Source organism: Aneurinibacillus terranovensis DSM 18919 (assembly GCF_000430625.1).
GTDB classification, from domain to species: Bacteria; Bacillota; Bacilli; order Aneurinibacillales; family Aneurinibacillaceae; genus Aneurinibacillus_B; species Aneurinibacillus_B terranovensis.
Map to the genome: position 1 here is coordinate 141,887 of NZ_AUMJ01000004.1, position 14,230 is coordinate 156,116.

General features: G+C 47.2%; 15 protein-coding genes. All 15 read left to right on the forward strand.

The genetic code is table 11. The annotated features are described in order from the left end of the window. The first annotated feature begins 41 nt into the window (after window positions 1-41). The 15 genes from trmFO to H525_RS0100765 all read left to right on the forward strand — a co-directional run bounded on the left by trmFO (window position 42) and on the right by H525_RS0100765 (window position 14,212). Window positions 42-1,361, forward strand: a complete 1,320-nt coding sequence (trmFO, locus tag H525_RS0100695; RefSeq protein WP_027414586.1) for an FADH(2)-oxidizing methylenetetrahydrofolate--tRNA-(uracil(54)-C(5))-methyltransferase TrmFO — start codon at window positions 42-44, stop codon at window positions 1,359-1,361. A gap of 47 nt (window positions 1,362-1,408) precedes the next feature. After that, the gene (xerC, locus tag H525_RS0100700; RefSeq protein ID WP_027414587.1) at window positions 1,409-2,311 is read left to right on the forward strand and encodes a tyrosine recombinase XerC; all 903 of its coding nucleotides are present in this window, start codon (window positions 1,409-1,411) and stop codon (window positions 2,309-2,311) included. Between the two features lie 23 nt (window positions 2,312-2,334). Continuing rightward, window positions 2,335-2,880, forward strand: a complete 546-nt coding sequence (gene hslV, locus H525_RS0100705; RefSeq protein WP_027414588.1) for an ATP-dependent protease subunit HslV — start codon at window positions 2,335-2,337, stop codon at window positions 2,878-2,880. Window positions 2,881-2,911: 31 nt separating this feature from the next. Beyond that, on the forward strand, window positions 2,912-4,306 hold the full coding sequence (gene hslU / locus H525_RS0100710; protein ID WP_027414589.1) for an ATP-dependent protease ATPase subunit HslU: 1,395 nt from the start codon (window positions 2,912-2,914) through the stop codon (window positions 4,304-4,306). 22 nt (window positions 4,307-4,328) lie between these two features. Then, window positions 4,329-5,108, forward strand: coding sequence for a GTP-sensing pleiotropic transcriptional regulator CodY (gene codY, locus H525_RS0100715; protein ID WP_027414590.1), 780 nt, complete (start codon window positions 4,329-4,331; stop codon window positions 5,106-5,108). Window positions 5,109-5,296: 188 nt separating this feature from the next. Further along, window positions 5,297-5,704: a flagellar basal body rod protein FlgB gene (gene flgB, locus H525_RS0100720; RefSeq protein WP_027414591.1), complete on the forward strand. Its 408-nt coding sequence runs from the start codon at window positions 5,297-5,299 to the stop codon at window positions 5,702-5,704. A 5-nt stretch (window positions 5,705-5,709) separates the two neighbouring features. Continuing rightward, window positions 5,710-6,168 (forward strand): flagellar basal body rod protein FlgC, encoded by a 459-nt coding sequence (flgC, locus tag H525_RS0100725; RefSeq protein ID WP_027414592.1) that lies wholly within the window; start codon window positions 5,710-5,712, stop codon window positions 6,166-6,168. An 11-nt stretch (window positions 6,169-6,179) separates the two neighbouring features. After that, window positions 6,180-6,500, forward strand: coding sequence for a flagellar hook-basal body complex protein FliE (gene fliE / locus H525_RS0100730; protein ID WP_155837035.1), 321 nt, complete (start codon window positions 6,180-6,182; stop codon window positions 6,498-6,500). A gap of 35 nt (window positions 6,501-6,535) precedes the next feature. Then, complete coding sequence (gene fliF, locus H525_RS0100735) at window positions 6,536-8,119, forward strand: flagellar basal-body MS-ring/collar protein FliF (RefSeq protein ID WP_027414594.1); 1,584 nt, start codon at window positions 6,536-6,538, stop codon at window positions 8,117-8,119. Between the two features lie 15 nt (window positions 8,120-8,134). Further along, a complete protein-coding gene (gene fliG, locus H525_RS0100740) occupies window positions 8,135-9,148 on the forward strand; it encodes a flagellar motor switch protein FliG (RefSeq protein WP_027414595.1) in 1,014 nt (337 codons plus the stop codon). Further along, entirely contained in the window at window positions 9,141-9,998 is an 858-nt protein-coding gene (fliH, locus tag H525_RS22360) for a flagellar assembly protein FliH (RefSeq protein WP_051330705.1), read from the forward strand. Before fliG ends, fliH begins: the two co-directional genes overlap by 8 nt. Continuing rightward, window positions 9,961-11,295: a flagellar protein export ATPase FliI gene (fliI, locus tag H525_RS0100750; protein WP_051330706.1), complete on the forward strand. Its 1,335-nt coding sequence runs from the start codon at window positions 9,961-9,963 to the stop codon at window positions 11,293-11,295. The genes fliH and fliI overlap by 38 nt, the downstream gene beginning before the upstream one ends. A 9-nt stretch (window positions 11,296-11,304) precedes the next feature. Further along, a complete protein-coding gene (fliJ, locus tag H525_RS0100755) occupies window positions 11,305-11,757 on the forward strand; it encodes a flagellar export protein FliJ (protein WP_027414597.1) in 453 nt (150 codons plus the stop codon). Window positions 11,758-11,769: 12 nt separating this feature from the next. Next, on the forward strand, window positions 11,770-12,681 hold the full coding sequence (locus H525_RS0100760; RefSeq protein WP_027414598.1) for a magnesium transporter MgtE N-terminal domain-containing protein: 912 nt from the start codon (window positions 11,770-11,772) through the stop codon (window positions 12,679-12,681). A 64-nt stretch (window positions 12,682-12,745) separates the two neighbouring features. Continuing rightward, window positions 12,746-14,212 (forward strand): flagellar hook-length control protein FliK, encoded by a 1,467-nt coding sequence (locus H525_RS0100765; protein WP_027414599.1) that lies wholly within the window; start codon window positions 12,746-12,748, stop codon window positions 14,210-14,212. Window positions 14,213-14,230 lie beyond the last annotated feature (18 nt).

Here is a 14,230-nt window from a genome sequence, read left to right on the forward strand (position 1 = left end):
CGGACACATCAGGAAGTTGACACAAGAAGGAGCAGGAAACTATGCAAAAAGTAAAAGTAATCGGGGCGGGCCTCGCGGGAAGCGAGGCGGCCTGGCAAATTGCCGAGCAGGGCATAGAAGTTGAACTGTATGAAATGCGTCCGGTCAAACAAACACCGGCCCATCATACAGACAAATTTGCTGAGCTTGTCTGCAGTAATTCCCTGCGTGCCAATGCTTTGACCAACGCGGTTGGCATTCTGAAGGAAGAGATGAGGACGTTCTCCTCTATTATTATAAGCTCGGCTGACCGGTGTGCCGTACCGGCAGGCGGAGCTCTGGCGGTTGACCGCCATGAGTTTGCCGGAATGGTTACGGAGCGAATTCGCAACCATCCGAACATTCGGGTGCTAAACGAAGAAATTACGGAGGTTCCTGAAGGCATTACCGTGATTGCCACCGGACCTCTGACATCCCCGGCGCTGTCAAGCCGCCTGCAGGAAATAAGCGGAGAAGGGTACCTTTATTTTTACGATGCTGCGGCCCCGATTATCGACAAAGAATCCATTAACATGGCCAAGGTATTTCTCGCTTCGCGGTATGATAAGGGAGAAGCAGCCTACCTCAACTGCCCGATGAATGAAGAGGAATTTAACGCCTTCTATGAAGCGCTCACTACGGCAGAGGAAGTCGCCTTGAAGGAATTTGAAAAAGAAGTGTTTTTTGAAGGATGCATGCCCATTGAGGTTATGGCGAAACGGGGAAAACAAACCATGCTGTTTGGTCCGATGAAACCAGTGGGGTTGACAGACCCGCGCACGGGAAAACAGCCATTTGCGGTGGTGCAGCTGCGCCAGGACAACAGTGCGGGCACACTTTACAATATTGTAGGTTTCCAAACCCATTTAAAATGGCCGGAGCAGAAGCGTGTCTTTCAGATGATTCCAGGTCTTGAAAACGCCGAAATTATCCGTTATGGTGTCATTCACCGCAATACGTTTATCAATTCGCCGCGCCTGCTTACGCCTACCTATCAGTATAAAGGCAGGGAAGACCTTTTGTTTGCCGGCCAAATGACAGGTGTGGAAGGGTATGTCGAATCCGCTGCGTCCGGCCTGATTGCCGGGGTGAACGCAGGAAGGCTTGCCCGGGGACTTGACCCTATCGTTTTCCCTAAGGAGACGGCGATGGGCAGCATGGCGCATTATATCACAACAGCGAACCCGGACAATTTTCAGCCGATGAATGCGAATTTTGGCTTGTTTCCTCCGCTGGAAAAGAAAATTCGAAATAAAAAAGAACGGTATGAGCAGTTCGCCAACCGGGCGCTCGGAAAAATTCAGAATTTTTCCCGAAACATCCACAATGTAAGTTGCAGTTAATCACTTTTATGTGGTACTATGTATTTGCTCGGTGAGGGGGTAATGGAATGGAGGGTTCAGGGCCTGATTCGTTGCTTCTACTCTTTATACAATACTTGCAGATTGAAAAGAATGCGTCCTCTCTTACGATTTCGAATTATAAGAAGGATATTCTTGCTTTCAAGGAGTTCATGGAGCAGCATGCTATCGAAGAATATGCTGCTGTTTCGTATGTTCATGTGCGTTCCTATCTTTCGCTGCTTGCCCAGCAGTCTTATGCCCGGCGTTCGATTGCCCGCAAACTTTCGGCTTTACGAAGTTTCTACCGTTTTCTGCTGCGCGAGGAACTTGTGGATCAAAACCCTTTTAAAATGGTTTCCACACCCAAACTTGATAAACGGTTGCCCAACTTCCTTTATCCAAAGGAAGTTGAAATGCTTATAGCGCTGGCTGATGTGTCGACCCCTTTGGGCGCCCGTGATCGTGCGATGCTTGAGATTTTGTACGGAAGCGGCATACGCGTCTCTGAATTGGTAGGCCTCACGACGAAATCGATTGACGCGTCGATTGGCACGGCACTTGTATTTGGCAAGGGAGCGAAAGAACGATACGTGCCGCTAGGCTCATACGCCATTGAATCTTACCGTACATATGTAGAAAAGTTTCGCCCGGTGCTGGCAAAAGAGAAAAAGACAAACGCTTTGTTTTTAAACATACGCGGTGAGGCGCTGACAGATCGAAGTGTCAGGCGCATGATTAACAAATATGTGGATCGGGCAAGCGAAATGCTAAAGGTAAGCCCCCACACGTTCAGGCACACCTTTGCTACCCATCTTTTAGACAACGGTGCGGACCTGCGCAGTGTGCAGGAGATGCTTGGGCATTCAAGTATTTCGTCAACGCAGATATACACGCATGTAACACGCGAGAGATTACGTCTTGTATACAATCAAGCTCATCCGCGAGCTTGAATCCTAGCATGTGGGGTGATGAAATGGATATGACATTCCATGCGACAACGATTTTTGCCATACAGCATGATGGATCGTGCGCCATGGCAGGTGACGGTCAGGTTACTTTCGGCAATAGTGTAGTCATGAAGCAGACGGCCAAAAAGGTTAGAAGAATTTATCATGGTACAGTTGTAGCCGGTTTTGCCGGGTCGGTAGCCGATGCGATCACACTGTTTGAAAAGTTCGAGGCCAAGCTGGAAGAGTACCACGGGAATTTACCGCGGGCCGCCGTAGAACTTGCGAAGGAATGGCGGATGGATAAAGTGTTGCGGCGCCTGGAGGCACTTATGATTGTGATGGATAAAGAACATCTTTTGCTTATTTCCGGTAACGGGGAAATCATTGAGCCGGATGACGGGATTTTAGCCATTGGCTCTGGCGGCAATTACGCTCTTGCAGCGGGGCGCGCCCTGAAAAAACATGCTCCCGGAATGACGGCGAAGGAAATCGCAACGGCGTCGCTTACAACGGCCGCGGACATCTGTGTGTTTACAAACCATAATCTCGTCGTGGAAGAAATTAAGTAATCCTGAGGACATAAGATAAGGGGGCTATGCTTTGAATAACTCAGAACGTTTAACTCCGAGGCAAATCGTAGAGCAACTCGACCACTTTATCGTCGGCCAGCATGAAGCGAAACGAGCGATGGCTATCGCACTGCGCAATCGTTACCGCCGCAACCTTTTACCCGAAGAAATTAGGGATGAAGTCGTTCCTAAAAACATTTTAATGATCGGGCCCACGGGTGTCGGCAAGACGGAGATTGCCCGCAGGCTTGCTAAATTAACCGGCGCGCCTTTTGTTAAAGTAGAAGCAACGAAATTTACCGAAGTGGGGTACGTCGGTCGGGACGTGGATTCTATGGTGCGGGACCTGGTAGAAACAGCCATTCGCATCGTAAAAGCAGAAAAAACCGAACAGGTGAAAGATAAAGCGGAAAGCATGGCAAACGAGCGTCTTGTCCATATCCTGGTTCCGGGCAAAAAAGCAGCCCGCTCTTTTAAGAATCCGCTCGAAATGTTTTTCGGGGGACAAGAGACACCTTCTTCATCACAGCCTGACACTGATGAGCTGTCTCTCTCGCAGCAGCGCAGGCAGGTGGCCCATCAACTGGCGATGGGCCAGCTTGAAGATACGGTTGTGGAAATTGAAGTGGAAGATTCCACGCCCGCGTTTGACATTTTTTCTGGTTCAGGCATTGAGCAAATGGGTATAAATATGCAAGAGATGCTTGGCAATTTCATGCCGAAGAAGATGAAAAAGCGTAAATTGCCCATTCGTGAAGCAAGAAAGGCCCTGATTGCAGAAGAAGCGCAAAAGCTGATCGATATGGATGAGGTTATTCAGGAATCCGTACAGCGCGCTGAACAGTCCGGGATTATTTTTATCGATGAAATCGATAAAATTGCAGGCAAAGAGATGAATTCCGCTTCCGTTTCACGCGAAGGGGTACAGCGTGATATTCTTCCGATTGTAGAAGGATCTACGGTGGTAACAAAATACGGACCCGTAAAAACAGATTACGTCCTTTTTATTGCGGCAGGTGCGTTTCATATTGCAAAGCCGTCTGACCTGATTCCGGAATTGCAGGGCCGTTTTCCGATTCGGGTCGAGCTGAAGAGCCTGCGCGTAGAGGATTTTGTGCGAATTCTTACCGAGCCCAAAAACGCTCTCACCAAACAATATGCATCTTTATTGGAGACGGAAGGTATAAAGGTTGAATTTTCTGACGATGCTATTGAAGAAATTGCAACTCTGGCAGCCGAAGTCAACCAGAACACCGATAATATTGGAGCAAGAAGATTACATACGATACTTGAAAAATTGCTGGAAGATTTGTCATTTGAGGCGCCCGATATTCATTTGGACCATATTCTAATTACGCCCGAGTATGTGAAGGAAAAACTTCAAAACATTGTAGAAGACCGAGATTTAAGTCGGTATATCTTGTAAACATTTAGGAGGAACAAATGTTATGGATTTATTAACCAAAATTCGCCGCATTAACCGCATGTTGCAGAAAACAGCCGGCCATCCCGTTAATTTTATGGAAATGGCTGAAGTGCTAAGTGAAATCATCGAAGCCAACATTTTCGTTGTCAGCCGCAAGGGTAAAATCCTCGGGCACGCGATCGCACAGGAAGTTGATAACGAACGGATTCGCAAAATGCTCGATGAAAGAAGATTTCCGGGAGATTACAGCACCCAGCTTCTCCGTGTGGATGAAACGTCCGCAAACCTGGATATCGATAGCCCGTATACCGCTTTCCCTGTCGAGATGAAAGATTTCTTTAAGAAAGGATTAACGACGATTGTTCCTATTATCGGTGGTGGGGATCGTTTAGCTACTCTAATTCTGGCTAGAATTAACGAGAATTTTACAGACGATGATTTAATCCTCGCAGAAGTAGGCGCTACGGTTGTCGGTATGGAGATTCTGCGGGAACGTGCGGAGGAAATTGAACAGGAAGCCCGCAGCAAAGCGGTTGTACAGATGGCAATCGGCTCTCTATCCTACAGCGAATTGGAAGCTGTGGAGCACATCTTTGAGGAGTTGGATGGCAAAGAAGGCTTGCTCGTCGCTAGTAAAATTGCTGATAGAGTGGGAATTACCCGTTCTGTTATCGTAAACGCGCTCCGCAAGCTGGAGAGTGCCGGTGTCATTGAATCCCGCTCGCTCGGTATGAAAGGGACCTACATCAAAATACTGAATGAAAAGCTGCTGCCAGAGTTGGAAAAATTAAAAACTTCATAATTACGTAATTTCTGTACGGTATAAAAGCCCTATCTTTTAAGATGGGGCTTTTAATCGTTTGGAATCATCTGTTAGTATAAGATATAAATAACTTTTCGATAAATTTGTAAGCTTTTCGACATTTTTATAGTGAAAACTCCATAGGAAGTGTGATATAACTAATCAGGGATAAAATTTGGGGGAATATCATGATTTTACCATCTATTTTACCGGTATTTGAACAGGCGTTAAACGCCGCTTCACTAAGGCAGCGGACAATCAGCAACAATATAGCCAATGTCGACACGCCTCATTACAAAGCGCAGAGCGTTTCGTTTGAAGCGGAATTGCAAAAAGCGCTGCAGCAGGATGGCAGCACGTTTAGAGCGTATCGAACTAATCCGAAGCACCTTGATTTTGGTGCGCCATCGCTTCAAAATATTACCCCTGTGGTTGAACAGGATAATTCCATTGGTCCTATGCAAAATTCGGATAACAACGTGGACTTGGATAGTGAGATGAGCAATCTCGCACGCAATCAACTCTGGTACAATGCATTAGTTCAGCAGACGAATGGCCAGTTCAGCAATCTTCGCATGGCCATTGAAGGGAGGTAATGAGAATGAGCTTATTTAGCAGTTTTGACGCGAGCGCTTCTGCATTAACCACAAATCGGCTTCGCATGGATATTATCTCCAGCAATATAGCCAATGCGAATACGACCCGTGGAGAGTATGTAAACGGCCAATGGCAGCCTTACCGTCGAAAAATGGCGGTTATTGAACCCGGGACTTCCTCCTCATTTGATAATTTTCTTCAGGCCGCTATAGGACAAACAGGTGGAGTGCAGGTGAACGGGGTTCGAGTCACGGCCATTGTTCCCGATCAAACACCTTTTAAGTCTGTCTATGACCCTACGAATCCCGATGCAAACGCACGGGGCTATGTACAAATGCCTAATGTGGATATGCTGAAGGAAATGGTGGATTTGATGCAGACCACGCGCGCTTATGATTCCAATGTAACGGCAATCAATGCGGCAAAAGCCATGGCTCTTAAAGCGTTGGAAATAGGTAAATAGGAGGCGGAAAAATGATAGAAAATGTTGCGAATGCATTGCAAATGCAAATGCCAATCCAAAAAACAGACGCCAATCCGGCGGTTAATGACCCTTCGACACCTTACGAAGCTTCTCGTTCTTTCTCTTCTTACTTAAAAAATGCCGTTGATGATATAAATCGACTTCAGAGCACAGCAACCCAAATGAACTATGGCTTACTTACCGGCCAAGTGCAGGATATGCACCAGGTCATGATAGCTGGGCAGAAGGCGACGCTTGCGCTTGATATGGCTGTACAGGTTCGCAATAAAGCAGTCGAAGCATACCAGGAAATTATGCGAATGCAAGTATAGATAGAATGTTATTAACGGTTTTGGCGGGGTGAAGGATGAACGAACGATTACTGCAAATTCGGTCTCAGATAGCGGCGTTCTGGAACCGGTTTTCCAATAAACAAAAGATCTTGATAAGTGCAGCGGCTCTCTTTCTTATTATATCGACAACTTTATTCATTTATTTTGCTGCAAAACCAAATTATGTGCCGCTTTTTACCGGGAATTTAACTGAGAACGATGTGGCGCAGATTAAAACCGAATTAGACGCTGAAGGGTATAAAAACTATCAAATTACTGCCGGTAATGTTCTGGTTCCCGAAAAAGATAAATATACGAAGGCGGCGGATCTTGCTGCCAAAGGGGTTCCAAAGAGCGACGGTGTTAAGCTTGATATATTTAGCCAAAATATCGGCATGGGCATGACCGACAGGCAGTTCGATGTCGTGGAGCGCGACGCCATGCAAAATCAGCTTGCTGACCTGCTGAAAACCGTTGACGGCGTTCGGAACGCGAAGGTTATTTTAACGATGCCGCAGCAAAGTGTATTCGTCCACCCGAATGACACGCAGGATAAAGCATCTGCTTCCATCGTCGTGGATGTAGAGCCCGGCAAACAATTAGAGGCTCCGCAAATTCGCGCTCTTTATAATCTTGTTTCCAAAAGCGTCCCGAATCTGCCAACGGACAACATTGTTATTATGGACCAAAACAGCCAGATGCTACCGTTTCAGGACGACAGTAAAGATGGTAATTATTTAACCCAGTATCAACAGCAGAGCAAAATTAAAAAAGATGTGGAACTCGATATCCAGCGCAACCTGCAGAATATGCTGGGCACCATCCTGGGTCAGGATAAAGTATACGTCTATACATATGTCAAATTGAACTTCGACAAAACACAGCGTGAAGAGAACCTTGTTGAACCTGTCGACAAGCAGAATAACGAAGGGATTGCGATCAGCGCCCAGAAAATTCAGGAGTCTTACACAGGAACAGGTTCGCCCCCCGGGGGAACAGCGGGTTCCGGCCAATCGCAAATCCCTGGTTATCCCGGGGCAAGCGGCAGTACCAACAACCAGTATGAAAAGACGCAGAATAGTATTAACTATGAAGTCAACCGCGTGAAACAAAATATCGTTAGCCAGCCGTATAAAATAGACGATATTACGATTAACGTGGGGGTGGAACCGCCGAACCCGGCGAATCCGGCGAGCCTTACACCAGCTACGCAGGCTGAGATTCAAAAATTGCTGGGTAATGTCGTAAGAGCATCTCTTTCTTCCCAGGGTACACAGTTAACCCCGCAGCAAATTAATGATCGGATTTCTGTATTCCCGCAGACGTTTAGCGGCAAACAGACGTTTACACCTCCGACAAACTGGACGAACATTATTCTCTATAGTGTACTGGGTCTTGTGCTTGTCGCAGCGGGCGTTACCATTTTTATTGTGGTCAGAAGGCGCCGCAAACAGCAGGAAACGGAAGAATTGGCACCGCCGCAATTGCCGGTTGACATTCCCGAGATCGAATACGATGAAGGGGAAGATGTGGTTGTGCGTAAACAATTGGAAAAACTGGCCAAGCAAAAACCGGAAGAGTTTGTCGGGCTGCTTCGCTCATGGTTAGCAGACGATTAAAAATGGGGGATGGAAATGGCACGTCAAGCTAAAGAATTGAGCGGAAGGCAGAAGGCAGCCATTCTGCTAATTTCGCTCGGTCCTGAGGTGTCTGCCCAGGTCTTTAAACACCTGCGTGAGGATGAAATTGAACAGTTAACTCTTGAAATTGCGAATGTGCGAAGGGTTGATACGTCGGAGAAGGAAAATGTTCTTACCGAATTTCATCAAATTTGCGTAGCGCAAGAGTATATTTCACAGGGGGGCATTAGCTACGCGAAAGAAATTCTCGAAAAGGCTCTTGGCCAGCAAAAGGCCTTCGATATTATCAATCGCCTGACCGCACATTTGCAGGTGCGTCCGTTTGATTTTGCCCGCAAGGCGGATCCAAACCAAATACTAAACTTCATCCAGAATGAGCATTCGCAAACGATCGCTCTGGTGCTTTCCTATTTAGAGCCGGAACAATCAGCCGCCATTATTTCCGCCCTGCCCCAGGAAAGGCAGGCGGATGTGGCCAGAAGAATTGCTTTAATGGAGAGTACATCCCCGGATGTAATCAGCGAAGTGGAACACGTGCTGGAGCAGAAGCTCTCCACCAATATGGTCACCGACTATACGCAGGCGGGCGGAATTGAAGCGGTGGTCAATATGCTTAACAATGTCGACCGTAGCACGGAACGGATAATTCTTGACTCACTCGAGATTCAGGATCCGGAACTTGCAGAAGAAATTAAGAAGAGAATGTTTGTGTTTGAAGATATTGTACTGCTTGATGACAGGTCCATTCAGCGGGTTATCCGTGATGTGGAAAATGCTGACCTGATGCTGGCCCTGAAAGTGGCGAATGAAGAAGTGCGCGATGTGGTGTTTCGGAATATGTCGAAACGGATGGTTGACACATTCAAAGAAGAAATGGAATACATGGGACCTGTCCGTCTGCGCGACGTGGAAGAAGCGCAGACCCGGATTGTCGCCACGATCAGACGCCTTGAAGAAGGCGGCGAAATTATTATTGCACGCGGTGGGGGAGATGAAATAATTGTCTAGAATTATTAAATCTTCGTTTTACTCGACAATAGAGGATGCCTTCACCCTTCGCCATCGCGGCAATATGGCAGCGGATCATAATGTCGGGTCAGTAGACGAACCGGGTGAAAGCGAAGCGGCCGAAAGTACAGGAAATTCTGCCGGGCCCGATTCCATTTCAGCGCAGGCCAATGAAATCATACAGCGGGCCAAAGCAGAAGCGGAACGAATTATTTTTACTGCCAGTCAACAGGCGGACCAGATCATGAATGAATCCCGCCTGGAAATGGACCAGTGGTGGCAACAGCGCCGCCAGGAAGACGAAGCGGTGCGTGAACAGGCAAGACAGGAAGGTTTCAGGCAGGGAACAGAGGAGGGCAGGAAGGAAGGGGAGCGCCTCGCATACGAGGAATATACGTCCGCTTTAAACCATGCCCGCGAAATACTTGAAGAAGCGCCGCACATCAAGCGGAGAATCGTGGCGGAAGCTGAGCCTTTTCTTTTAGATTTAACGATGGAGATAGCAAAGAAAGTGATAGGCGCACACCTTTCCTTACATCAGGAAAGCGTACTGGAAATCATCCGCCATTCGCTGTCGTATACGCAGGAATACAAGACGATTGTTGTGTGCGTCAGCCCGGAATCCTACGAATATGTGCAGGAAAATCGGAAGAAGGTGCTGGAAATACTGGACAGCCAAATTGAAATGACGATTGTGCCCGACCACTCGGTGAGCGAAGGTGGCTGCATTATTCGAACGTCGATGGGAAGTGTGGATGCGAGAGTAGATACCCAGTTGGAAGAAATCCGAAAGAATTTATTTAGCATCTGCAATGGAAACGGAGAGCTTACCGATGCAGCACCTTCTTAAATATCTGTCTGTCCTGCAAACGTTGAACCCTATCCGAATCAATGGAAAAGTATCGCAGGTTATCGGGCTAACAGTAGAATCTATGGGGCCTAATGTAAGGATTGGTGAAATTTGCAACATTTATCCTGTGGGATCTAAAATTCCCGTGCCTGCCGAAGTCGTTGGTTTTAAAGACAATAAGGTGCTGTTAATGCCGCTGGGTGATTTGGGTGCAATCGGTCCCGGCTGTGACGTAGTAGCGACCGGAAAACCGCTGACCGTAAAAGTGGGAAGCGAACTTCTGGGACAGGTTCTTGATGGAACCGGGAAGCTGATGAACGGACACTCGTTATTTCATGGGATGACCGAATATCCGGTTGATAATGCACCGCCGAATCCTTTGCTGCGGCCCCGCATTCAGGAAACTCTTTCAGTGGGAGTTCGTGCCATTGACGGCCTGCTTACCGTAGGGCGAGGGCAGCGAATTGGGATATTTGCGGGAAGCGGTGTCGGCAAAAGTACTCTGCTCAGCATGATTGCGAGAAATACGGAGGCCGATATTAATGTAATCGGTCTGATAGGGGAACGTGGAAGAGAGGTAGTGGACTTTATCGAACGGGACCTCGGGGAAGAGGGACTTAAACGATCTGTGGTCGTCGTGGCGACTTCGGACCAGCCGGCACTTATTCGGATCAAGGGCGCGCTGCTTACCACTTCAATTGCCGAGTATTTTCGCGATCAGGGTTTAAATGTAATGCTGATGATGGATTCGGTTACTCGTTTTGCCATGGCACAGCGAGAGGTAGGGCTGGCGATTGGAGAACCGCCGGCAACGCGGGGATACACCCCTTCGGTCTTTGCACTTCTCCCCCGTCTTTTAGAACGCGCAGGCACTTCAAGCGCAGGCTCGATCACCGGTTTTTATACGGTGCTTGTAGAAGGGGATGACATGAACGACCCGATCGCGGACTCTGTGCGGGGGATACTGGATGGGCATATCGTATTAAGCCGCAAAATAGCGCACACCGGTCACTATCCCGCGATTGACATTCTGGCGAGCGTCAGTCGTGTCATGAAAGAAATCGTGTCTCCGGAACATTACGCAGCCGCAAATGAATTAAAGCGTATGCTGGCTATCTACCGGGAGGCCGAAGATTTAATTAATATCGGTGCATATAAACCCGGGGCGAATAAAGATATCGACATGGCCATTCACTTTAAAGATGCTATCGCGAATTATACCAGCCAGGGCACTGATAATCCTTCCAGTTTGGATGAAGCAACCGCTTCGTTGCTTACAATGTTTGGTACAAGGTAGGTGTTAATCGTGTCATTCAATTATACTTTTCAAAAAATTCTCGACGTAAAGAAAAAGGAAAAGGGACAGGCTGAAAAAAATTATACGAAATCATTACATACACTCCGACTTGAAGAAAGCAAATTGTATCAATTACAGCAAAACAAAGAAGAGATGGAGCAAAGATTTGTTCAGCAGGCAGAGAAAAACATGTCTTTAGCCGAATTAAAACATTCCTATCTTTACCTGGACCATATGCATAAGTTAATCGTAGATGCTGAACAAAGCAAAACCGCAGCGGAGTCCGACGTGCACCAAAAACAAGAAGTTCTCACGGAAAAAGCAATGGACGAAAAAATCTGGGCGAAGTTAAAGGAAAATTCTTATGTAAAACATCTCGAAACAATGAAACAGCTTGAACAGAAGCAGCTTGATGAAATAGCGGTGACCCGTTATTATCGGCGGACAGTAAAAGCGCGCTAAGGTGGGATATACGTGAAGGAATCTACAGAAGAAGAACGGTCGTACAGCAAACTGGAGTGGTTCTTTTATATCATCTTTATACCCATTCTGTTCACGCTTGTTCTATCTGGAATTATTGCGCAGATGTTTGGTTACAATGTCGTGGGGAGTCTAGCCAAAATGCTAAGCAGCGTCCCGGTTATACAAAAACTTATTCCTGACTCTGCTGTTTCCCATCCGAATTCTTCGTCGCAAAAGGCACCGACACAGCAGGATGAACAGGCTCAGAAACTTAAAGATGAATTAAACGCAAAGAACCAGGAAGTTCAGAACTTAAAAAATCAAGTTAATCTGGACCAGAAAAAAATGCAGCAGAACCAGCAGCAGATTGCGGACGCCAAAGCATCTGCGGCTACTGCCAAGCAGGCGATTGATGCGGACAGGCAGCAACAGATAAGCGGTTTGGCCAAAATCTATACGTCCATGTCTGCAAGCAAAGCGGCTCCTATCATGGAAAAACTGACGCCGCAGGAAGCGGTACTGGTTCTGAAATCTATGAAGTCGGTTGATGCCTCGGCTATTCTGGCCAAGATGGACCCGCAGAAAGCCGCCGATTTATCCGCGCTGCTGAAAGACACGACCTTAACAAAAGACGCTGATACGGCTGCGCTGCAGCAGCGTATTCAAAATCTGACGGGCGCACTGAGTAAGGCACAGAAAAACTCGAGTACCTTGCCGGAAATGGTCAATACTTTTTCGACGATGGATGCAACGAGTGCGGCAAAAATTTTATTATCGATGGATAAAACAAACGAAAATCAAGCGCTGGCGATTTTAGCCCGAATGGATGTCCAGAAGCGCTCGCAAATTCTGTCCAGCATGACCAATGACCTAGGCCAAATTGCGATGGCGGCAAAAATAAGCCAGAAGTTGTTAGCCCAATGAGAATATCTTCGGTTGAGTTTTGACTGTTATTCTACTATTATTTAGGAGGAAGGAGGTGAAATAAATGCCAATCACACAAGTTGATAGTAAAAATGACCTGATACCGTCTGTACGTACTTCTTCCGGCAAAAACAACAGTAAGGCAAGCGGGGATTTCGCCAGCAAAATGCAGGATGCGGTAAGTGCGGAAAAGAATGCTGCATCAAATAGTTCTCTGGGAAACACTAAAGTCCAGAAAACAAATACGGGCCAATTATCCGACAGCGATGGACGAGCACTTACGAAAAAGCTTGAGACGTTGGTGGAGGCTTTGCTAGAGCTGAGCAAAAAGTCCGATGGAAACAGCGGGGCAAAGACGGCTGAAATAAACCCGGAAATCTATGCGTTGCTGCAGCAAATCTATCAATTGTTAGGCGGAGAAACCAACAATAGCTTAAACATCATTGAATCGAAAGAAATCGTTCAAAATCCGGTTTCCATATCGGGCCCACTCATTTATATGAAGCAGGGTGGACCAGGCAGGCAAGAGGTTGCTGATTTGCTGCAAAAAGTAACTGATTTTCTCGCTTCCCTGGAGAAAACAGGCCAGGTTTTACTGCCTGAAGAGTTCATGAACAAGCTCAATCAATCGATTGTTCTTTTGAATAAGAATCTCGCAGGCAGCACTACGGGTACAGATTCACCAAAACCAGCAGATGTCTCCCTGCAGAGTTCCAAGCTAAACCAACCGGATAAAGTTTTTTCATCATTATCCAGAGAGGAGCAGCTATCTGCCGTGCGCCAGAATGATACCAATGGGCAGAATGATACCGCTGGGCGGAATGCTACTGCCGGGCAGAATGAGCCCGTAAAGCAACCCGGGCAGTCTACAGCCCTTTTTAACGGTGACAGCACACAGGCAGAAAATGAGCAGACAGGATCCGATGCTTTACCGAAAAAAAACGAACCGACAAAAGTGGGTCACCTGCAAATTCAGGACCCGATGCCTATGATGGCAAGCAGCACGCAGAATTCAACCGGAACCAGAAGTGATACCTTACATACTCCATTGATTCCCGCCCGCTTTTTCGCCAGGGAAATGGAGGCTGTAATGGTAAAGCAGGCCATGCAAAACAAAGGTACCGGCGCGTACGAAATGACAGTCCGGCTGTTCCCTGAAAATCTTGGACAGGTTGATGTAAAAATTACTGCGTTAAACGGGCAGATCACAGCTCAATTTATTGCGACAAGCACCGCAGGAAAAGAAGCGATTGAACGTCAGATGGATCAGCTGCATCAAGCACTTTTACAGCACGGATTACATCCGGAAAAACTGGAGGTTACGCAAGCGGCTTCCTCGCCTGCTTCACAGGGAGATAACCAGATGTTTAATCAGCGGGAAGGCAGCGAACAGCACCAGCAGGAAAACAACCGGGAGCAGGAAAAGGAACAAGCTGAATTTTCTCTTGACCTGGCGTCTTTAGGTAACGGAGAAGCGGTAAACAAAGAATTGGGGGACATGACTACTAAAGAAGTGAATGTCGCTATCTAAAAGAGGAAAGGAGTGAAA